At 65.7% G+C, this 19,120-nt stretch carries 27 protein-coding genes and 3 tRNA genes; 11 read left to right on the forward strand and 19 right to left on the reverse strand.

The genetic code is table 11. The features are described from left to right. A partial coding sequence (locus tag B3E91_RS17660) for an OB-fold nucleic acid binding domain-containing protein (RefSeq protein WP_287030757.1) occupies nucleotides 1-597 on the forward strand: 597 nt, incomplete at its 5' end. A gap of 78 nt (nucleotides 598-675) precedes the next feature. Here the strand turns inward: B3E91_RS17660 and B3E91_RS17665 are convergent. Together B3E91_RS17665 and B3E91_RS17670 are read right to left on the reverse strand one after the other, a co-directional pair. Then, complete coding sequence (locus tag B3E91_RS17665; protein WP_287030758.1) at nucleotides 676-798, reverse strand: hypothetical protein; 123 nt, start codon at nucleotides 796-798, stop codon at nucleotides 676-678. Between the two features lie 84 nt (nucleotides 799-882). Continuing rightward, complete coding sequence (locus B3E91_RS17670; RefSeq protein WP_287030759.1) at nucleotides 883-1,767, reverse strand: EamA family transporter; 885 nt, start codon at nucleotides 1,765-1,767, stop codon at nucleotides 883-885. Between the two features lie 206 nt (nucleotides 1,768-1,973). Between B3E91_RS17670 and B3E91_RS17675 the strand changes: the two genes are divergently transcribed. The 4 genes from B3E91_RS17675 to B3E91_RS17690 all read left to right on the forward strand — a co-directional run bounded on the left by B3E91_RS17675 (nucleotide 1,974) and on the right by B3E91_RS17690 (nucleotide 3,647). Then, nucleotides 1,974-2,675: a YebC/PmpR family DNA-binding transcriptional regulator gene (locus tag B3E91_RS17675; protein WP_090230071.1), complete on the forward strand. Its 702-nt coding sequence runs from the start codon at nucleotides 1,974-1,976 to the stop codon at nucleotides 2,673-2,675. A 13-nt stretch (nucleotides 2,676-2,688) separates the two neighbouring features. Beyond that, the gene (locus tag B3E91_RS17680) at nucleotides 2,689-3,021 is read left to right on the forward strand and encodes a YajD family HNH nuclease (RefSeq protein ID WP_287030761.1); all 333 of its coding nucleotides are present in this window, start codon (nucleotides 2,689-2,691) and stop codon (nucleotides 3,019-3,021) included. A gap of 53 nt (nucleotides 3,022-3,074) precedes the next feature. Next, entirely contained in the window at nucleotides 3,075-3,290 is a 216-nt protein-coding gene (locus B3E91_RS17685; RefSeq protein WP_090230076.1) for a DUF3820 family protein, read from the forward strand. Between the two features lie 93 nt (nucleotides 3,291-3,383). Next, complete coding sequence (locus B3E91_RS17690) at nucleotides 3,384-3,647, forward strand: hypothetical protein (protein ID WP_273228775.1); 264 nt, start codon at nucleotides 3,384-3,386, stop codon at nucleotides 3,645-3,647. Here the strand turns inward: B3E91_RS17690 and B3E91_RS17695 are convergent, their stop codons facing one another. Beyond that, the gene (locus B3E91_RS17695; RefSeq protein ID WP_273228776.1) at nucleotides 3,648-3,893 is read right to left on the reverse strand and encodes a DUF2789 domain-containing protein; all 246 of its coding nucleotides are present in this window, start codon (nucleotides 3,891-3,893) and stop codon (nucleotides 3,648-3,650) included. Between the two features lie 173 nt (nucleotides 3,894-4,066). Between B3E91_RS17695 and B3E91_RS17700 the strand changes: the two genes are divergently transcribed. Then, nucleotides 4,067-4,243 (forward strand): hypothetical protein, encoded by a 177-nt coding sequence (locus B3E91_RS17700; protein ID WP_090230081.1) that lies wholly within the window; start codon nucleotides 4,067-4,069, stop codon nucleotides 4,241-4,243. Nucleotides 4,244-4,289: 46 nt separating this feature from the next. Here the strand turns inward: B3E91_RS17700 and B3E91_RS17705 are convergent, their stop codons facing one another. The 7 genes from B3E91_RS17705 to B3E91_RS17735 form a co-directional block, all read right to left on the reverse strand. After that, nucleotides 4,290-4,613, reverse strand: a complete 324-nt coding sequence (locus tag B3E91_RS17705) for a hypothetical protein (protein ID WP_287030762.1) — start codon at nucleotides 4,611-4,613, stop codon at nucleotides 4,290-4,292. A 15-nt stretch (nucleotides 4,614-4,628) separates the two neighbouring features. Beyond that, nucleotides 4,629-4,781 carry a hypothetical protein gene (locus B3E91_RS17710; RefSeq protein WP_273228778.1) on the reverse strand — a complete coding sequence of 51 codons (153 nt, stop codon included), beginning with the start codon at nucleotides 4,779-4,781 and terminating at the stop codon, nucleotides 4,629-4,631. A gap of 98 nt (nucleotides 4,782-4,879) precedes the next feature. After that, nucleotides 4,880-5,068 carry a CsbD family protein gene (locus B3E91_RS17715; protein ID WP_273228779.1) on the reverse strand — a complete coding sequence of 63 codons (189 nt, stop codon included), beginning with the start codon at nucleotides 5,066-5,068 and terminating at the stop codon, nucleotides 4,880-4,882. 90 nt (nucleotides 5,069-5,158) lie between these two features. Beyond that, the gene (locus B3E91_RS17720) at nucleotides 5,159-6,151 is read right to left on the reverse strand and encodes a lysylphosphatidylglycerol synthase transmembrane domain-containing protein (RefSeq protein ID WP_287030763.1); all 993 of its coding nucleotides are present in this window, start codon (nucleotides 6,149-6,151) and stop codon (nucleotides 5,159-5,161) included. Continuing rightward, entirely contained in the window at nucleotides 6,148-6,927 is a 780-nt protein-coding gene (locus B3E91_RS17725) for a DUF2334 domain-containing protein (protein ID WP_287030764.1), read from the reverse strand. The genes B3E91_RS17720 and B3E91_RS17725 overlap by 4 nt, the downstream gene beginning before the upstream one ends. Then, nucleotides 6,920-8,035 (reverse strand): glycosyltransferase family 4 protein, encoded by a 1,116-nt coding sequence (locus tag B3E91_RS17730; protein WP_286785506.1) that lies wholly within the window; start codon nucleotides 8,033-8,035, stop codon nucleotides 6,920-6,922. Before B3E91_RS17730 ends, B3E91_RS17725 begins: the two co-directional genes overlap by 8 nt. A gap of 225 nt (nucleotides 8,036-8,260) precedes the next feature. Then, nucleotides 8,261-9,097 (reverse strand): CvfB family protein, encoded by an 837-nt coding sequence (locus B3E91_RS17735; RefSeq protein WP_273228783.1) that lies wholly within the window; start codon nucleotides 9,095-9,097, stop codon nucleotides 8,261-8,263. A gap of 267 nt (nucleotides 9,098-9,364) precedes the next feature. Here B3E91_RS17735 and B3E91_RS17740 point away from each other — a divergent pair, with 267 nt between their 5' ends. Next, a complete protein-coding gene (locus B3E91_RS17740) occupies nucleotides 9,365-10,084 on the forward strand; it encodes a TorF family putative porin (RefSeq protein WP_287030765.1) in 720 nt (239 codons plus the stop codon). A 2-nt stretch (nucleotides 10,085-10,086) separates the two neighbouring features. Here the strand turns inward: B3E91_RS17740 and B3E91_RS17745 are convergent, their stop codons facing one another. After that, a complete protein-coding gene (locus tag B3E91_RS17745; protein WP_287030766.1) occupies nucleotides 10,087-11,205 on the reverse strand; it encodes a PQQ-dependent sugar dehydrogenase in 1,119 nt (372 codons plus the stop codon). A 112-nt stretch (nucleotides 11,206-11,317) separates the two neighbouring features. On the opposite strand from B3E91_RS17745, the gene B3E91_RS17750 reads away from it, so the two are divergent. Continuing rightward, entirely contained in the window at nucleotides 11,318-12,040 is a 723-nt protein-coding gene (locus B3E91_RS17750) for an rRNA pseudouridine synthase (RefSeq protein WP_286785510.1), read from the forward strand. A 111-nt stretch (nucleotides 12,041-12,151) separates the two neighbouring features. Then, on the forward strand, nucleotides 12,152-12,676 hold the full coding sequence (locus B3E91_RS17755; protein WP_287030767.1) for a hypothetical protein: 525 nt from the start codon (nucleotides 12,152-12,154) through the stop codon (nucleotides 12,674-12,676). Here B3E91_RS17755 and B3E91_RS17760 read toward each other — a convergent pair. Together B3E91_RS17760 and B3E91_RS17765 are read right to left on the reverse strand one after the other, a co-directional pair. Then, nucleotides 12,654-13,598, reverse strand: a complete 945-nt coding sequence (locus B3E91_RS17760) for an NAD(P)/FAD-dependent oxidoreductase (RefSeq protein WP_287030768.1) — start codon at nucleotides 13,596-13,598, stop codon at nucleotides 12,654-12,656. The genes B3E91_RS17755 and B3E91_RS17760 overlap by 23 nt on opposite strands. Nucleotides 13,599-13,680: 82 nt before the next feature. Continuing rightward, nucleotides 13,681-14,130, reverse strand: coding sequence for a hypothetical protein (locus tag B3E91_RS17765; RefSeq protein WP_286785513.1), 450 nt, complete (start codon nucleotides 14,128-14,130; stop codon nucleotides 13,681-13,683). An 85-nt stretch (nucleotides 14,131-14,215) separates the two neighbouring features. Between B3E91_RS17765 and B3E91_RS17770 the strand changes: the two genes are divergently transcribed. Beyond that, nucleotides 14,216-15,073: a DUF6279 family lipoprotein gene (locus B3E91_RS17770; RefSeq protein WP_287030769.1), complete on the forward strand. Its 858-nt coding sequence runs from the start codon at nucleotides 14,216-14,218 to the stop codon at nucleotides 15,071-15,073. 12 nt (nucleotides 15,074-15,085) lie between these two features. Here B3E91_RS17770 and mgtE read toward each other — a convergent pair whose 3' ends face one another. Continuing rightward, nucleotides 15,086-16,528, reverse strand: a complete 1,443-nt coding sequence (gene mgtE / locus B3E91_RS17775) for a magnesium transporter (protein WP_090230115.1) — start codon at nucleotides 16,526-16,528, stop codon at nucleotides 15,086-15,088. A gap of 310 nt (nucleotides 16,529-16,838) precedes the next feature. Here mgtE and B3E91_RS17780 point away from each other — a divergent pair, with 310 nt between their 5' ends. Beyond that, nucleotides 16,839-17,357: a DUF4124 domain-containing protein gene (locus B3E91_RS17780; protein WP_287030770.1), complete on the forward strand. Its 519-nt coding sequence runs from the start codon at nucleotides 16,839-16,841 to the stop codon at nucleotides 17,355-17,357. A gap of 41 nt (nucleotides 17,358-17,398) precedes the next feature. On the opposite strand, the gene B3E91_RS17785 is transcribed toward B3E91_RS17780, so the two are convergent. The 5 genes from B3E91_RS17785 to B3E91_RS17805 form a co-directional block, all read right to left on the reverse strand. Beyond that, nucleotides 17,399-17,475 (reverse strand) — tRNA-Arg (locus tag B3E91_RS17785). A 73-nt stretch (nucleotides 17,476-17,548) separates the two neighbouring features. Beyond that, nucleotides 17,549-17,625, reverse strand: a tRNA-Arg gene (locus B3E91_RS17790). A 104-nt stretch (nucleotides 17,626-17,729) separates the two neighbouring features. Beyond that, a tRNA-Ser gene (locus tag B3E91_RS17795) sits at nucleotides 17,730-17,820 on the reverse strand. A gap of 60 nt (nucleotides 17,821-17,880) precedes the next feature. Continuing rightward, on the reverse strand, nucleotides 17,881-18,066 hold the full coding sequence (gene csrA, locus B3E91_RS17800) for a carbon storage regulator CsrA (protein WP_003283978.1): 186 nt from the start codon (nucleotides 18,064-18,066) through the stop codon (nucleotides 17,881-17,883). A 179-nt stretch (nucleotides 18,067-18,245) separates the two neighbouring features. Then, nucleotides 18,246-19,120 (reverse strand): aspartate kinase (locus B3E91_RS17805; RefSeq protein ID WP_287030771.1); only part of this gene is annotated, 875 nt, incomplete at its 5' end.

Here is a 19,120-nt window from a genome sequence, read left to right on the forward strand (position 1 = left end):
CGCCGCGCCGCCCTGGATGCACGCGCCCGCGAACGCCTGGCCGATGCCGGCGCCCTGCGCGGCCTGGCCGGCCATCGTCACCGCGCGCGCTGGGCGGTGGCCGGGGTGGAAAACCAGGCGCCGCTGTTCGCCGGTCTGCCGAGCCAGGAGGAAATCCAGGTGGCCCTGCCGCTGCCCAGCGTCGGTGAGGACCTGCATGCCGATTACGCCACCCTCGGCACCACCCTTGGCCCGCACCCGCTGTCACTGTTGCGCGGCGTGCTGCGCAACCGGCGCTGCCGCAGCTCGCGCGAACTGCCGGGCATCGAGCACGGCAAGCACATCGGCGTCGCCGGCCTGGTGATCGGTCGCCAGCGCCCGCAGACCGCCAGCGGCGTGGTCTTCGTCACCCTCGAGGACGAGTTCGGGATGGTCAACGTGGTGGTCTGGCACGACCTCGCGGAACGCCAGCGCAAGGTGCTGGTGGGGTCGCAGTTGATGCAGGTGGACGGCCGGTTGGAGTCGCAGAATGGCGTGCGCCACCTGATCGCCCGACGGCTGATCGACCTGACGCCGCTGCTCACCGGGCTCGACGTGCGCAGCCGCGACTTCCGCTGAACAGCCCGAGACCCGGCCGCGCGCGAAACCCGCCCCGCAGAAACGACGAACCCGCCGGGAAACGGGCGGGTTCGCTGTTCATTCGCCGGGTTCGTCCACTTCCATGGGCTCCGGCTTTTCCGGTTCCTTGCGCGGCGGCGCCTTGGGAATGCTCGTGTCCTGAACGTCCGGGTCCGGCTCGGGTGCGTCGTCGATGTCCATGTTGCTCTCCTCGTTCGGCGTGGCGTGTACGCTTATTCGAGGCCGGGGGACCGCCAGCGTTCGCCCCGGTCATCGGCCGACAACCTAGCGGGACGCCGGGCGCAGCAGCCCCATCAGGCGCGCACCGAACACGTTGATCAGCAGGCCGAGCATCACCACCGCCGCACCGACGACCTGCACCGCGCTGAGGTGCTCGCCGAGCAGCCAGGCCGACGAACTCAGGCCGATCACCGGCACCAGCAGCGAGAACGGCGCCACCTGCCCGGTCGGATAGCGCGACAGCAACCGGCTCCACAGGCCGTAGCCGAGGATGGTGGCGCCGAACGCCAGGTAGACCAGCGCCAGGATCGAATCCAGGCTGATGCCGCGCAGCGCGGCTTCGATGGTCTGCGGCCCTTCCAGCATCCAGGACAGCGCGAAGAACGGCAGCGGCGGGATCAGGCTGCCCCAGACCACCAGGCCGACCAGGTTCACCTTGCCGACCTTGCGCGTGACGATATTGCCCAGCGCCCACATCGACGCCGCGGCGATGGTCAGCACGAACCCGGCGAGGGTCATGCTGCGATCGCCCTCGGCGCCGATCAGGATCAGCCCGCCGGCGGCCACCACCAGACCGACCAGGTTCGCCGGCCGAATCCGCTCGCTGAGGAACAGCGCGGCGAAGAACAGCGTGAAGAACGCCTGCGATTGCAGTACCAGCGAAGCCAGCCCGGCCGGCATGCCGACGTACATCGCCGAGAACAGGAAGGCGAACTGGCCGAGGGAGATCGTCAGCCCGTAGGCCAGCAGCCAGCGCAACGGAATCTGCGGCCGCTTGATGAAGAACACCGCGGGAAAGGCCGCCAGCATGAAGCGCAAGGCGCCCAGCAGCATGGGCGGCAGGCCGTGCAGGCCGACCTTGATGACCACGAAGTTGAGGCCCCAGACGATGATGACGACGAGCGCCAGCAGCAGATCTTTCGGTGACATTTAGAACTCTTCTCAGGCAGCACGGGCAAGGCCGGCCATTAGAAACCATCCGCCACCCGGCCGACGCGATACAGTCGCCGGGCAAAACATCCATACAGCGCCGATTGTCCCTCCGCTGCCGCGACAGGTGCCGACGCGCACCGGGGCGAGCTAGAATTCGCGCCTGATAGCGGTGACCTCCTTTTTACAGAGTTACGAGACCAGTCATGGGCGCACAGTGGAAAGCGAAACATAAGGAAGCGGCAGCCAACGCCAAGGGCCGTATCTTCGGCAAACTGGCAAAGGAAATCATGATCGCCGCGCGTAACGGCGCCGATCCGGACATGAACCCGCGCCTGCGGATGGTCGTCGAGCAGGCCAAGAAAGCCTCGATGACGCGCGAGACCCTGGAGCGAGCAATCAAGAAAGGCGCCGGGCTGCTCGGCGAAAGCGTGCATTTCGAGCGCACCACCTACGAAGGCTTCGCCCCCCACCGCGTACCGGTGATCGTCGAGTGCCTGACCGACAACGTGAACCGCACCGTGGCGGAAATCCGCGTGCTGTTCCGCAAGGGCCAGCTCGGCGCCAGCGGTTCGGTGTCCTGGGACTTCGACTACTTGGGCATGATCGAAGCCGCGCCGAGCGCCGCCGATGCCGACCCTGAGTTGGCCGCCATCGAAGCCGGCGCGCAGGACTTCGAGCCCGCCGAAGACGGCGCCACGCTGTTCCTAAGCGAACCGACCGACATGGACGCCGTGTGCAAGGCGCTGCCGGAGTTCGGCTTCCAGGTGCAGTCGGCGCAGCTCGGCTACCGGCCGAAGAATCCGGTGAGCCTGTCCGGCGCCGAGCTGGAAGAAGTCGAGGCCTTCCTCGATGCGCTGGACGGCCACGATGACGTGCAGAACGTCTACGTCGGCCTGGCCGAGTGAGCCGGAGCACGCGATGAACAAGCCGCACGTCCCCTACGCCCAGCGCGAGCAGGGCTACCGCGAGAAAGCGCTGAAGATGTATCCGTGGGTCTGCGGCCGCTGCGCGCGCGAGTTCTCCGGCAAGCGGCTGAGCGAACTGACGGTCCATCACAAGGACCACAACCACGACAACAACCCGGAAGACGGCTCTAACTGGGAGTTGCTGTGCCTGTACTGCCACGACAACGAGCACTCGCGCTACACCGACAACCAGTACTTCGCCGAAGCCAAGCCCGGTGAAAACGGGCCCAAGCAGACCTTCAAGGGTCTCGCCGGCCTGGCCGACCTGCTGAAGAAGCAGGACTGATCGAACGGCGCACCGCCGGCGCAAACCGGCGGTTCCTTCCTGCGAGCCCCGCGATGAAACCCGAAGACCTCCTGCTGCTGGTCACCCGCAGCATGCCCTACGGCAAGTACAAGGGCCGGCTGATCGCCGATCTACCGGGTAACTACCTGAACTGGTTCGCCCGCGAAGGCTTTCCGCCCGGCGAGATCGGCCGACTGCTGCAACTGATGCAGGAGATCGACCACAACGGCCTCTCCGGGCTGCTCACCCCGCTGCGCCAGCCGCGCTGAGCAACCGATGTCCTGCGCACAGGCGCTCGCCGGGCTCAGGTATAATCGCCGCTGATTCCTGTCCTTCCCTTACCAGCGCCCCGCGGACCTGCCATGACTTCCAAGCCGAATCTCCCCCAGGACGACACGTCCACCCAAGAAGCCAAGGACAGCGTGCAGGCGCAAGGTGAGGAAATCACCGCAGCAGAAAGCCGAAAGCCGGGTTCGATCCCGGCTTTCGGTTTTCCGTTCGCGATGGCTGAGCTGGCGAAGTCGAGGAACGACAAGCCGTGGTATCAGAAGTCCAACAGCAGCAACCATGACAAGACGCCCGGTCCGGCTCCGCGGGGAACCCGCCGGGCGATGGGCAAGCGCTGATCAGCTCTTGGTTTCGTGAAGACGCGCGTTGAGCTCGTCGACCACCGGCGCCCACTCGGCATCCTCCAACAGTAGTTCCTTCAGCAAGCGTCCCTGGTTCTCCGTCCAGAACGGCGCCTCCGAGACCTTCACGTCGTCCGGCAGGGGCGCGTGCTGGCCGATGAAGGCGTCGATGGCGGCCGGATCCGATTCCAGGCCCAGTTGTTCGAACAGCGTACCGAGGTCGTGAAATCCTGGCAGTTCCATGGTGAGTCTCCAATGTGGGTGGCTGATGAAGGTGAGACCCTTCGCGGCCGGGAGAGATTCAACCGCAGCCTGCTTCAGCCCTCTTATCGAACAATCGCTATTTAGTCGCCCCTAGTTTGCTCATTTTGTGTACAATGGTCGGCCGACTACGCATCGAAGAGGTTTAGAACAGCATGAGCAAGGTAACCGCCAGCAAGGCCAAGAATGCAGCCGCTGTTGAAACTCGTGAATCCATCGACGCTCAAGTCAAAGCGTTCCTCAAAGCCGGTGGCGAGATCCAGCAAGTGGCCAAAGGCGTCAGCGGTCAGGTATGGGGCTCCTCGCGCCAGATCAGCCTGGGCAAGAAGTAGGATTGCTCGCTGGGGCCTCGTTCGAGGCCCCGCCGTCACCCCCGCGTTACCCTCCTCGCTCCACCCTCCGCTCCAGATCGTCCACCAACGCCTTGCCCCACTTCACGCCGGCGACACCCGCCTGTTCGATATCCACGAAGCTCTGCTCGGGATCGCGCTGAAGGTCGACGACGACATCCGCGCCCTTGACCACTTCCACGCCCATCGCCCAGAGCGGCGGAAGCGTCGACTCGACGTATCCGGTGAGATGGACGATGACCGTATGGCCGCGGTAGCGGAACGCGTGGCTATGGGCGACCGGCCTCGCTTTCGGTGAAGGGCGCAGCTCCGGTGCCTCGAAGTACAGCGTTTCGGCGCGGGGAAGCTTCATCGACACGCCCATAGGTCAGGGTGAAACCGGGTCGCTGGCCGGAAAGGAGTCTTCCAGCGCCTTATCGAGTTTCTCGTCCTTCTCGTGCTTTGGCGCTTCGGCCGGCTCGTGGGTGGATGGCTTTTTCGGATCGCTGTCGTTGATCGGCTGCGGCGTAGAGTTGTTCATCGTGCGTACCTCTTGTCTTCGGATGACGCGCCCGTTGTGAACGCCAGAAACGCGAAGGGCCATCTGCGATGGCCCTTCGTTGTGCTCGGCATGCCCGATCAGAGATTGCCGGCCTTTTTCACGGCATCTTTGGTCTTGCCGACGGCAGTCTGGGTTTCGCCTTTGGCTTCCTGCAGCTTGCCTTCGCCTTTCAGCCGGCTGTTGTCGGTCGCCTCGCCTACACCTTGCTTGACCTTGCCCACGGCTTCGTTGGTCTTGCCTTTGATCTTGTCGGTAGTGCTGCTCATATCATCACTCCACAGGTTGGTAGGTACATAAAAACTGACTGCTGCGTCAGTCGTGGAGTTCGAAGAACCTGACGACCGGCACCGCCTCCTCTAAGAGGAACGCGAACGCATCAGGCGTTCCAGCAGCGGCCTGCCGGCCAGGTGAAGGAACACCGGCGCGCCGGCGATCAGATAGAAGTAGTAGGTTACCGCGCGCCAGATCAGGATCGCGGCGCCCGCGGTCGACTTGCCCACCATCGGCGCGAGCAACGCGGCGGACGCCAGTTCGGCGCCCCCTGCTCCGCCGGGCAGCAGGCTCAGCTGACCGGCGGTGAGCGCCAGCATCTGCACCAAGAAGGTCCAGGCCCAGGGAATCGCATTGCCCAGCCCGGCGAGGGTCAGGTACAGCACGCTGTAGCGCAGCAGCCAGTGCGCGGCGGTCAGGGCGAAGACGCCTAGCAGCACCCGCGGCGGGCGTCGCAGGCTGGCGCGCAGCGCGTTGCGAAACGCCAGCAGCTTGCGCGCCAGGTGCAGCCGTCGACGCGCGTCGATACCGACGCGCCCGGCGAGCCGGCCGAGGCCCCGCAGTGCGCCGTGGTGATAGCGCCCGAGCAACGCCAGCGCCAGCAGCGCGCCACCGAGCAGCGCCGCGCTGCTGCCCAGCAGCCAGCCGACATGGGCGTTGAAGGCGTGCGACAGCGCATAGGCCAGGATGCCGAGCAGCGCGCAGACGAACACCAACAGGTCGCTCAACTGGTCCACGGTATAGATCGCCGTGCCCTGGGCCGGGCGTACGCCGCGGCGCATCAGCAGCGCCATCATGGTCAACGGGCCGCCGGCACCGCCGGGGGTGGCGCAGATGGCGAACTCGGTGGCGACCACCACGCCCAGCGCCTGGCTATGACCGATCGGGTGATCGCCAAGAAGCAGCCGCAGGCGCAGTGCATTGAGGTTCCAGCACAGCAGGATCATGGCGAACATCAGCGCCAGCGTGCCGCCCGGAAACGTCCGCAGGCGCTCGAATAGGCCGCTGCCGCCGAGCAGCAACGGCACCAGCGCCGCGCCCAGCAGCGCGCCGAGCAGCAGCCAAAGGCTGCGACTCATGCCGCCGCGCTCGTCGCTCGAAGCCGGCTTCGCAGCCAATCGATCTTGGTGGTCGGCACGCGGCCTTCGTCCATCAGCCGGCGCAGCAGGTCGAGCCAGTAGTCGCGGGAAAAGCCGTGGCGCATGTCCACCGGATGCAGGCCGAGACGCAGCAGCGGCGCCTCGCGATGCTCACGCAGCGCCCGCTCGCTGATCAGCCGCGACATGCCACGCCGCCAGGCGCTGCGCGCGCTCCAGACCAGGCCGGGCGCGTCGATTGGGGTGTGCTCGGGGAGCAGATAAAAGTGCTGCGGGTCGCTGGTATAGCTCAGCCCGCTGGCGCTCAGCGCCTCGCGGGTGCCAGGGCTCATCAGCCAGGCCGGAGCGACGAAACCGTGCAGCGGCCAGGCATTCCGCTGGAACAGCGCCATGCCTTCCTCCAGGCGCCGCTGCGCCTCGGCCCGATCCAGCGCGTAGAACTCGCCTTCCCAGGTGTAGACCCGACGCATGAACCAGTCCGTGGGGGTACGCGGCTTCGGCGCGTCGTCGCAATGGTAGAAACCGTGCAGCGCCAGCTCGTCGCCGCGCGCCAGCCGCGAGTCGAGCAGGCGGCAGAATTCCGGATGTGCATCGAGGGCGTTGCGGTGGTGGAAGTCCGGCACCACCAGCCAGGTGATAGGAATCGGCCCCAGCGCTGTTCGGCCGAGCGCGTCCACCGCCTCGACGAAGGGCCGGTAGTCGGGCCAGGTTTCCGGTGCCACGTCGTGCAGCACCAGCATCAGGCTGCGCTCAGCCATTGGCGGCCATCGGCAATTCGAAGGTGCCGAGCACCGCGCGGTAATGGGCGAGCAACCCGGCCACCACGGTGTCCCAGGAATACTGCGTTTCGACCAGTTGGCGCGCCCGGGCGCCGAGCAGCCGCACGTCGTCCTCGAACAGTTCGCGCACGCTGCTGGCCATCGCGACGGCGTCGTTCGGCGCGCACAGCCGGCCGCCCTGCGAGGTGACGATCTCCGCCAGCGCGCCGGCGCGCACGGCCACCACGGGGATACCGCTGGCCATCGCCTCAAGCGCCACCAGGCCGAAGGTTTCCTGGTCGCCGGCATGCAGCAGCACGTCGCTGCTGGCCATCAGCCGGGCCACCTCGTCGGCCGGGCGGAAGCCTTCCAGCACCGTGACGTTGTCCGGCACATGGCGCGGCATGTTCGAGCCGACCAGCAGCAGGTGATAGGGCGAGCCCAGGCGGCGCGCGGTTTCCAGCAGCACCGGCAGGTTCTTCTCGCGCGAGCCACGGCCGGCGAAGATCATCAGCCGGGTGTCCTCGGCCAGGCCCAGTTCGCGCCGCAGGTTGGCGTCACGGCGTTGCGGCCGGAAGGTCTGCAGGTCGACCCCCAGCGGGCGCACGTGCACGTCTCGCACACCGAGGCGGCTGAGCTTGTCGGCCATCACCTGGCTGGGCGCGAGGACGCGGTCAAAGCTGCGATAGAGCCGCGCGACGTAGGCCTCCATGTTGGTGCCGATCCACGGGCCGAGACGGTTGCACGCCAGCAGCGGCAGGTCCGAGTGATAGAAGCCGATCACCGGGACGTCGAGCTGGCGGCCGGCGTCCAGCGCCGCCCAGGCGGTCATGTACGGATCGCCCACTTCGATCAGGTCCGGGCCCAGCGTGCGCAGCAGGTTGCGCCAGGGCGCGCGGCGCACCGGGAAACGGTAGCCCTTGCCAAACGGCAAGGCAGGCGCAGGCACCTGGTAGATGCCATCGGCCTGCTGGTACGCGGGGCCCGGAATCAGCACGCTGTGCTGCACATCGGGATGAAGGCGCAAGCGGCGGTGCTTCGCTTCCAGGTAGGTGCGCACGCCACCGCTGGCGGGCGCGTAGAACATGGTCATATCGGCGATATGCAAGGGTCGGCTAGCTCCATTCGATTTCGCTCCACAATCAGGGGCGTGCCGCGCAAGCCAGTGCCTGAGCCGCGGTCGCCAAAAATGGACCGTTACAAAATGAAGACGTTCGACGCAGCGCTCAGCGGCGAGCGCGGACCAGCAGGCGGCGAATGGCCGGAGTGGCGGGCCGCGACGGGGGCAACAAGGTTGCTGCCCGGGCGGGCAACACTGGGGATCGAACCGCCCTCACGGCAGTTCGATGCGGTCTTCGAGGATGCGGATCAGCCCCTGTTTGTAGAGGCCGCCGATGGCCTTCTTGAAGTTGCCCTTGCTCACGTTGAAGCGCCGGGTGATCTCTTCCGGCGAACTCTTGTCGCTCAGCGGCAGCGCGCCGTCGTTGTCGCGCAACTGGCGCAGGATCTGTTCGGCGAGGCTTTCGGCGGCCTTCTCGCCCACCGGCTGGAGGCTCAGGCTGATCTTGCCGTCGTCACGCAGCTCGCGGATGAAGCCCTTCTCCTGCATGCCGCTGCGCAGGAACTTGAACGCCTCGTTCTTGTGGATCAGCCCCCAGTGCTGGCCGTTGATGATCGCCTTGAAGCCCATGTCGGTGGCTTCGACGACCAGCAGGTCGACCGCCTGGCCGACGGCGTAGCGCGGCGGCGTCTTGTCCAGGTAGCGGTCCAGGCGCGCGGTGGCGGTGATGCGCCGGGTCCGCTTGTCGAGGTAGACGTGCACCACGCAATAGTCGCCGACCTGCAGCGGGCGCTTTTCTTCCGAGTGTGGCAGCAGCAGGTCCTTGGGCAGGCCCCAGTCGAGGAACAGGCCGACACGGTTGATTTCCGCCACCTTGAGGCTGGCGAAACCACCCACCTGCACCTTGGGTTTCAGGGTGGTGGCGATCACCCGGTCGTCGCTGTCCAGGTAGACGAAGACGTTCAGCCAGTCGCCGATGTCGGTCGGTTCGCCCTTGGGAACGTAGCGGTTGGGCAGGAGGATCTCGCCGTCCGGCCCGCCATCCAGGTAGAGCCCGAAGTCGGTGTGCTTGACCACCTGAAGAGAATTGAAACGCCCGATGAGTGCCATGTCGTGTGCCTTGATTCGCCAGGCCGCGCATTCTACCTGCAGCGCCCGCCGGCGGGCTGGAATTTCCCCCTTGAGCGGGGGATTGACGAACGGCGGTTCGCCGACGACCCCATAGCTGTTAAAAGGTTGCGCGGGGAGGTCTGGAATGCGGCTTTGCGCCGCACCAGCCGATCAGTGGACACGGAGCCTGGGCTCTTCCTGCGGTGGCTGGGCGCTGACACGAGCAGCGTGACGAGTCACTCCTTTGATTCAAGAGGAGTGCGCGACATGCGTGAATCTTTGCTTTTTCTGGCGCTGTGTCTGGGTGGGTGTGCCTCGCAGTTGCAGACCACCAACATCCAGCGCGAGGTCGGCGATTTTGACCTCAAGCTCGGCTCGGCCCCGACCCGCAGCATGGCCCAGGGCCTGGTCAAGCCGCAGACCAGCGGCCAGGTGCACGGCGGCTTCGACCTGACCCACAGCAGCGGCTGGTACCTCGGCCAATGGGCGCCGGACCTCGCCCCGGAGCAAGGTGAGCAGCTGGCAATGGAAACCTACGCCGGCTTCAAGCACCCGGTGGACGATCACTTCGGCTACGAACTGGGCACCCTGCTCAACAGCTACCCGAGCGTCGGCCAGATGGACGTCGAGGAGTACTACGGCGGGCTGACGGTGTTCGGCCATCGCCTGGGCGCGTCCTTCAGCCTCGACCCCGGCCGTCAGGACCGCACCCTGCTGGCCAACTTCGACCTGCAGGAATCGCTGGGCTTCCAGGTGATCGTGAAGTACGGCAACCATGTGCTGCAATCACCCGTGGCACTGGCCGACGGCGCCAACGTGCGCGTGTTCAACGACTGGTCGGTGAACCTGAGCCGCCCCTGGCTGGGCTTCGACCTCAACCTGTCCTACAGCGCCTCCAGCCTGAGCGACGGCGAGTGCTCGGCCTATTCCGGCTTCAACACCCGCTGCGACGGCGCCATGCGCTTCCAGGCTTCGCGCCCGCTGTAGCGCTATTCCAGGCCGACCTTCAGCAGTTGCCCATCGGACGCATCGGTCAGCAGGTAGAGGTAGCCATCCGGCCCCTGGCGGACGTCGCGGATGCGGCTGCCGAAGTTCTCCAGCAGGCGCTCCTCGCCAACCACCTTGTCGCCCTCCAGCTGCAGGCGGATCAGGTAGCCGCGCAGCGCGCCGATGAACAGACTTTGCCGCCATTCGGGGAAGCGCGGGTGGTCGTAGAAGGCCATTCCGCTGATCGCCGGCGACTTCTCCCACACGTGCAGCGGCGGCTCGGTGCCTTCGACGAACTCGCCGCGCGCCTCGGGAATCGGCAGCAGGCTGTAGTTGATGCCGTGCGTCGCCAGCGGCCAGCCGTAGTTCCTGCCGGCGGCCGGGACATTCACCTCATCGCCTCCGCGCGGACCGTGCTCGTGGGTCCAGAGGGCGCCGCTCCAGGGGTTGATCGCCGCACCCTGCTGGTTGCGATGCCCGTAGGACCAGATTTCCCCGCGCACGCCGGCCTGGCCGACGAAGGGGTTGTCGTGGGGCACGCTGCCGTCCGCGTGCAGGCGCACCAGTTTGCCCTGCAGCTTGTCGAGGTCCTGGGCGGTGGATCGCTGGTTGTTCTCGCCCAGGGCGATGAACAGGTAGCCGTCGCGATCGAACACCAGGCGCGATCCGAAGTGCTCCCCGGTGGAGAGCTTGGGCTGCTGGCGGAAGATCACCTGGAAGTCCTCCAGGCGCGAACCGTCGCTCGCCAGGCGACCGCGCCCCACCGTCGTCCCGGCCTTGTCCTCGCCCGCCTCGGCGTAGGACAGGTAGACCAGGCGGTCCCGGGCGAAATCCGGCGACAGCGCCACGTCGAGCAAACCGCCCTGCCCGCGCGCGAAGACCTCGGGCACGCCGCCCAGTGGCGCGGACAGGCCGGCCTCGCCGAACAGCCGCAGGTTGCCGCTGCGCTCGGTGATGAGCATGTCCTTGCCGCCGGGAAGGAAGGCCATCGCCCAGGGGTTTTCCAGCCCGCCGACCACTTCCACCACGCTCAGCTCGCCGCCTTCGGACGCCTGCGCGGCCGCCTCGGTGGCCCACAGCACGGCGCCGCACAACAACGGCAGGAGAGTTCTTGGCATCATGCGATCGGTCCTCTGGATGAAAATCCCGCGAACAGTCTGACCGCTGCGACAGGCATTCCGCGACGAATCACATAGCCGGTTACAATCCCCCACCGCCTCCAGAGCCCAGACCATGACCGAACCCGTGCGCCTCTCCAAACGCCTCGCCGAACTGCTGCCCTGCTCGCGCCGCGAGGCCGAACTCTATATCGAGGGCGGCTGGGTCAGCGTGGACGGCACCGTGGTCGAGGAACCGCAGTTCAAGGTCGATGCCCAGCGCATCGAACTGCTGCCCGGCGCCGTGGCCGCACCGATCGGCTTCGCCACCCTGCTGCTGCACAAGCCGGCGGGTTACGGCATCGGCTCGGGCGCCAACTCCGTGCAGCAACTGCTTGGCGCCGAACACCACGCCGCCGACGACACTTCCGGGCAACGCCCGGTGAAGAAGCACTTCCTCCGCCAGGAACTGCTCACGCCACTGGAAACCGATGCCAGCGGGCTGGTGATCTTCAGCCAGAATCACGGCGTTGCGCGGGCGCTGAAGGAAGACGCCGCCAAGCTCGAGCAGGAATTCATCGTCGAGGTGAGCGGCACGATCATCGAGAACGGCCTGAAGCGCCTGAACCGCCCGCAAAGCTACAAGGGCCAGCCGGAAACGCCGCTGAAGGTCAGCTGGCAGAACGAAACGCGCCTGCGCTTCGCCCTCAAGGCGCCGCAACCGGGGCAGATTCGACACCTGTGCGAGGCGGTGGGCCTGCAGGTGGTGGCGATGAAACGGATCCGCATCGGTCGCGTGGCGATGGCTAAACTGCAGCCGGGGGAATGGCGCTATCTCAAGCCCGACGAGCGTTTCTGAGGCCCGCCCTGGAACCCTCGGCGCAGAGCGCCAGCGTGGCGAAACAGCGAACCGCATGACCGTCGCGCAGTCGAACCTGCGGTCAACGCAGCACATGGGGACACAAGAAGAATGAATAAATGGATTGTCCTGGCCGCCTCGCTCGGCCTCGCCGGATGCAGCTCGTCGATGTGCGACAGCCCGTGGAGCCGCTCCGACTGCCAGACCGAGCGCCTGCTTTACCAGAACGACCTGCTGCAGGCGAAGATCCTGGTCGGCTCCGGCGATCTGGAGAGCCTGGAACTGGCCGAGGCGCTGCTCGATCGCGCCGCGCGCGACGACCAGAACGGCGAAACCGCGTTCTACAAGGCCGTGCTGCTGATCCGTCTCGGCCCGCAGACAGACGAAGTCCTCAAGCTGCTGGAGAAGGCCGTCGCCAAGGGCCATCCGCACGCCACCGCGCTGATGTACAAGATCTACTCCGAGCCCTACCTGATCAGCGAGGCCGACCCCGAACGAGCCGAGGAATACCGCGCCGACTACGCCAACCTGGACGTGGCGAAAAGCGGCTATCCGTCCTTCGAGCGCGCGCTGGCGCTGGTCAACGCGCTGGTCACCCCGCCGCCCGAAAGCCTCACGCCCGTCGATCCCCAGTAGCTTCGCGCCCGCAGGCCGGCCGGCTCCAGGGGTTGGCCTCGAGGCTGTTGTGGATCGCCGTCGCCGCCTGCGCCGCCTGGCCGGTCGCCGTGCTCACCTGGTGCAGTGCCGAAACCACGTCGCCGGCGGCATAGAGCCCGGGCACGCTGGTGCATTGCTGGCGGTCCACCCGCAGCGCCCCGCTCTCGTCACAGACGGCTCCCAGCCTGATCGCCAACTCCGAGCGCACCCGCGATCCCAGCGTGGGATAGACCATGTCGAAGCACAGCTCCTCGCCCTTGCAGGTGAGCAGGATGACCTTGTCGTCCTCGATCCGCATGCGATCGACACGGTCGCCGATCATGCGAATGCCGTAGTGCCCGGCGAGCTCCAGCGCCTGCGCGCAGGCGTCGTTTTCGCCGTAGGCGATCACCGTCACCCGGTCGGTGAAGGTGCGCAGGAACACCGCGTGGCGGATGGCGCATTCCGCCTCGCCATAGACCGCCACGTCGTCACCATCGACCTCATAGCCGTCGCAGATCGCGCAGAGGCGCACGCGCGCCGCGCGGATGGCGTCGTAGGGTTCTTCCAGCTCGGGCGGCAGCTCATCCTCGATGCCGGTGGCGAGCAGCACGCTGCGCGCCTGCAACCGGCTGCCGTCGTCCAGTTCGGCCTCGAAGTGCAGGTCGTCCCGGCGCTGCAGGCTGCGTACCTGGGTGTGCAGGGTGATGGCGCCATAGCCATCGACCTGCTGGCGGAGAAGGGCCAGCAGGTCGATGCCGGAAATGCCGGGGGGAAAACCGGGATAGTTGTGCGACAGCGGGATCAGCTCGGCGCGGCTGGCGCCGCCGTCGACCAGCCGGATGTCGCGATGAAAGCGCGCAAGGTAGATCGCCGCGGTGAGCCCGGCAGGACCTGCGCCGATGATCAGGCAGTCGATCATGGCGCAACGCGCGATGCGCGCCCTGGCCGTGCTTCGGCCGGTTTACGTCCGCTCATGGGAGTTCCTCGAGGTAGGCCGCCGCTCAGTGCGCGGCGACACGGGCCAGTGCATCGCTGAAGGTATCCGCGCTCAGCGGCTGGTAGGAATCGCTCGTGCCGCCGAGCGCTTCGTCGAGCAGCGGTTGCAACCGCCGCCAGCGCGCCTCGTCGTCCAGCCAATCGAGCAACTGCGAACCCAGTGGCAGGATGGCGAAGATCCACGCCTCCTCGTCGAACGGCAGCGAGGCGCGGATGAAGCCGTTGCTGGCCAGCGCCCCGCCTGCCGCCAGGATCGCCCGGATGACTTCGGGGTCATCGGCGCGGGTTCCGATGCGCGCCGCGACCACGACGCTGGCATCGTGGAAACCGAGTATTTCGTCGCGTCTTGCGATTCTCAGCAGGTCCCGGATCGTCGCCCAGTCGGCGGTGAAATCGGTCATCGATAGGCTCCAGATAACGGTGATCATCCCTAACTGACCGTCTCCAGCGGGCATCGCTCGTGCCAGTGGTCGGCTCGCCGGGCGAACTGCGAGACCCTCTTGCGCCTCTGATGAGGTGTCACGGACAGAGACTGCCTCCATGCGCCCTGCTTATCGACACGCGTTCCTGCTGGTGCTCGCCAGCGCCCTGCTGCTGCAAAGCTGTACCCGCATCGGCCTCGCCTACCGCCATCTGGACCGACTGATTCCCTGGTCGGTGAGCGACTACCTGGACATGACCCCGGAGCAGCGCAGCGCTTTCGACAGCCAGCTGCGCGAACAGCTGAGCTGGCACTGCAGGACCCAGCTGCCGGGCTATCTCGCCTGGATGGACAAGGTCCACGCGATGGTCGCCGAGCGGCGGGTCAGCGAACCCGAGCTGCGCGCGCGGCTGGCGGAGGCGAAGCAGGCGGTGGCCACGGTGGCGGAGGAAATCACCCCGTCGACGGTGGAGATGCTGCGCGGCCTGAACGACGAGCAGGTCGAGGAACTGGCGACGTCCTTCGCCGACGACCGCCGCGAGCGCAGGGAGAAGTACCTGGACGTGCCGCTGCAGGAGCAGATCGACGAGCGCTCCGAACGCATGCGCAAACGCCTGGAAACCTGGATGGGGCGCCTCAGCGAGGTGCAACGGCAACGCGTACGGCTGTGGTCGAGTTCGCTGGGCGAGCAGAACCAGGCCTGGCTGGAAAACCGCGTGCGCTGGCAGAACGAGCTGCTGATCGCCCTCGAACAACGCCACAGCGCGGAGTTCGCCGGACGGATCAAGGTGCTCCTGCAGCAGCGTGAAACGCTATGGACGGAGAGTTACCGCCAGGCGTTCGCGGCCACCGAACAGGCCGGGATCGACCTGTTCGTCGACCTGATGGCGACCGCCAGCGACACCCAGCGCGCCACGCTGCTCAAGCGCGGCGCCGCACTGCGCGAGGATTTCGCCGGGATCAAATGCCAGGACTGAAGGTGCGGGAGGTCAGAGCAGGAAGAGGGTCGCCAGGCCGAGGAAGATGAAGAAACCGCCGCTGTCGGTCATCGCGGTGATCATCACGCTGGCGCCCATCGCGGGGTCGCGGCCGAGCCGCGCCAGGGTCATCGGAATCAGCACGCCCATCAGCGCGGCCAGCAGCAGGTTCAGCGTCATCGCCGCGGTCATCACCACGCCCAGCGACCAGCTGCCGTAGAGCGCATAGGCGACCGCACCGATCACCCCGCCCCAGACCAGCCCGTTGACCAGCGCGACTGCCAGCTCCTTGCGCAGCAGACGCTGCGTGTTGCCGGTGCCAACCTGGTCCAGCGCCATCGCGCGGACGATCATGGTGATGGTCTGGTTGCCCGAGTTGCCGCCGATGCCGGCAACGATCGGCATCAGCGCGGCGAGCGCCACCAGTTTCTCGATCGAACCCTCGAACAGGCCGATCACCCGCGACGCGATGAACGCGGTGATCAGGTTGATCGCCAGCCAGGACCAGCGGTTGCGCAGCGATTTCCAGACCGAGGCGAAGATGTCTTCCTCCTCGCGCAGACCGGCCATGCTGAGGACTTCGCTTTCGCTCTCCTCGCGGATCAGGTCGACCATTTCGTCGATGGTCAGGCGGCCGATCAGCTTGCCGTTCTTGTCCACCACCGGGGCGGAAACCAGGTCGTAGCGCTCGAAAGCCTGGGCGGCGTCGTAGCCGTCCTCATCCGGGTGGAAGCTCACCGGATCGTTGGCCATCACCTCGGCGACCTGTTTCTCCGGGTCGTTGACCAGCAGCCGCTTGACCGGCAGCACGCCCTTGAGCACGCCGTCGTAATCGACCACGAAGAGTTTGTCGGTGTGGCTCGGCAGTTCCTTCAGGCGGCGCAGGTAGCGCAACACCACTTCCAGGCTGACGTCCTCGCGGATGGTGACCATCTCGAAGTCCATCAGCGCACCGACCTGGTCCTCCTCGTAGGACAATGCAGAACGCACGCGCTCGCGCTGCTGCGCATCGAGGGTTTCCATCAGCTCGTGGACGACGTCGCGCGGCAGCTCCGGCGCCAGGTCGGCGAGTTCGTCGGCGTCCATCTCCTTGGCCGCGGCGAGCAACTCGTGATCGTCCATGTCGGCGATCAGGTTTTCCCGGACGGCATCGGAAACTTCGAGGAGGATGTCGCCGTCGTTCTCGGACTTGACCAGTTGCCAGACGGTCAGACGGTCGTCGAGCGGCAGCGCTTCGAGAATGTGGGCGACGTCGGCGGGGTGAAGCTCATCGAGCTTGCGCTGCAGCTCGGCGAGGTTCTGCCGGTGCACCAGGTTTTCCACGCGATCGTGGTGCATGCCTTCCTGACGGTGCGTCAGGTCTTCCACCAGCTTGTGCCGGTGCAGCAGATCGATCACCTGCGCCAGGCGATCCTGCAGGCTTTCTTGCGGTTTCTTGATTTCTACTTCGTTCATGGCGCACTCCCCCCCCAGCAGCGGCGCGCGCCAAGGGTTCAATCGGTCATGTGATCGGCGAAACGGGCTTTTAAGCGACTACTGGGTAAGTCCATGGGGGTGTTCCACAAGCCCCGGCGGGGCTGACGCCGGCAATCATACCCACTGCCCGGCGCCTTTGCACTCGACAAAACCCGACCAAGAACAAACGTTTGCGAAGCGAATCTCGGCGAAGGCTGAATACCCGTGCGACGCCATGGAACGACGCTGGGACACCTCGTGCGCGCGGCGAGCAACTACACTGCGCTCGTTTCGTCAGGAGGACGTTTCCATGCATGGATCGCTATACGCAGGGCTCCTCGCCCTGGCGCTGGGCCTGCCGCACGCCGCGACGGCTGCCAGCGTGTTCCGCTGCGTCGACGCCGCGGGCAAGGTCACCTTCAGCCAGCGCGGCTGCCCAATCGACCAGCAGCAGGCGCTGCAAGAGGCCGAGAACCCGACGCCGGGCAACGGCAAGCCGGTGCCGATGGCGACGCCGAAGAAGAACGCCGGGGTCAAGTCCGGGAAGAAGCAGGCCAAGCCGCGCGAGCTGGTGGTGACCGGAGGCCAGGATGACGGTTGCGGCAACCTGCTGGACGCCAGCCAGCGCCGCCAGGCGACGATCCGCCGGGAAGTGCGCGACGGCATGAGCCGCCAGGACATCGAAAGCGCCTTCGGCCGCCCGGACAAGATCAGCACGCAAAACGGCCAGGTACGCTACACCTACGAGGCGGACGGCAACGGCCGCAGCCGCCAGGTGACCTTCGACGAAGCCGGTTGCGTGAAAAGCAAGGCGAAGAAAAAACGCTGACAAAGAAAAAGGGCCTGCATCGCTGCAGGCCCTTCCTTGTATGGTGCACTCAGGAGGATTCGAACCTCCGACCGCTCGGTTCGTAGCCGAGTACTCTATCCAGCTGAGCTATGAGTGCATGTGGCGCTTGATGGACCAGGTCACCGCTGGTTGAAACAAAATGGCTTGCATCGCTGCAAGCCATTCTAAATTGGTGCACTCAGGAGGATTCGAACCTCCGACCGCTCGGTTCGTAGCCGAGTACTCTATCCAGCTGAGCTATGAGTGCATGGGGTGCGCATTATAGGGAACTCGCTCTGTGATTCAAGTAGGTTGTCAGCTATTTCAATACCTTGCTGTTCAACTCACTTGCACCACACCCAGGGAATGCAATGGCGGAGAAGGGGGGATTCGAACCCCCGACACCCTTGTGAGGTGTACTCCCTTAGCAGGGGAGCGCCTTCGGCCACTCGGCCACCTCTCCGCAACGGGGCGCATGATACCCATGTTCCCCCGCTTTGCAAAGCCAAAATTTTGAGAAAAATTAGTGGCTTGGTTCTTGATCTTTCTCTTTCTGGATGCGCTGGTAAATCTCTTCGCGGTGAACCGCCACTTCCTTGGGCGCATTCACACCGATGCGCACCTGATTACCCTTTACGCCTAACACCGTGACTGTAACGTCGTCACCTACCATAAGGGTCTCCCCTACCCGGCGAGTCAGAATCAGCATTCCTTTCACTCCCTTTCGGATTCATAGCAAGACAACTGTGTCTGCAGATATTCACTACTGCCCGGCACAATCTTCCGGCCGGGCTTGCTCCCCAGTATTGACCGTCTTCGAGGAACGTAAAGTTCCGCCGGCACAGCCAATTACGACAAAAGGCGCGAAATAGCGCCTTTGTCGGGGGTTTATTCTTCGTTGCCCGGTCGCGAAGGCGCGTCCAGCTCGAACGCGGTGTGCAACGCACGTACCGCCAGCTCAAGGTACTTCTCCTCGATTACCACGGACACCTTGATTTCGGACGTCGAGATCATCTGGATGTTGATGCTTTCCTTGGCCAGCGATTCGAACATGCGGCTGGCGACGCCGGCGTGGGAACGCATGCCGACGCCGACGATGGACACCTTGGCGATCTTCACGTCGCCGACCACTTCCCGGGCGCCGATTTCGCGCGCGGTGTTTTCCAGCACGGCATGGGCGTTCTGGTAGTCGTTGCGGTGCACGGTGAAGGTGAAATCGGTGGTGTTATCGTGCGCGACGTTCTGCACGATCATGTCCACTTCGATGTTGGCCGCGCTGATCGGGCCGAGAATCTTGAAGGCCACGCCGGGATTGTCCGGCACGCCACGGATAGTCAGCTTGGCTTCATCGCGGTTGAAGGCGATGCCGGAGATGATCGGCTGTTCCATGGATTCCTCTTCATCAAGGGTAATGAGGGTGCCCGGACCCTCCTGGAAGCTGTGCAGGACGCGCAGCGGGACGTTGTACTTGCCGGCGAACTCGACCGAACGAATCTGCAGCACCTTGGAACCGAGGCTGGCCATTTCCAGCATCTCCTCGAAGGTGATCTTGTCCATCCGGCGGGCCTGCGGCACCACGCGCGGGTCGGCGGTGTAGACGCCGTCGACCTTGGTTGCCTTCAGGACGATCTCGGCCGAGATCTCGGCGCCGCGCAGGGCGGCGGCGGTGTCGGTGGTGAAGAAGGGGTTGCCGGTGCCGGCGGCGAACACCACGACCTTGCCCTCTTCGAGGTACTGCAGCGCCTTGGGGCGCACATAGGGCT

Origin of the sequence: Pseudomonas sp. UBA6310 (assembly GCF_002438225.1) — a bacterium.
In the GTDB taxonomy this organism is placed as follows: Bacteria; Pseudomonadota; Gammaproteobacteria; order Pseudomonadales; family Pseudomonadaceae; genus Pseudomonas_O; species Pseudomonas_O kuykendallii.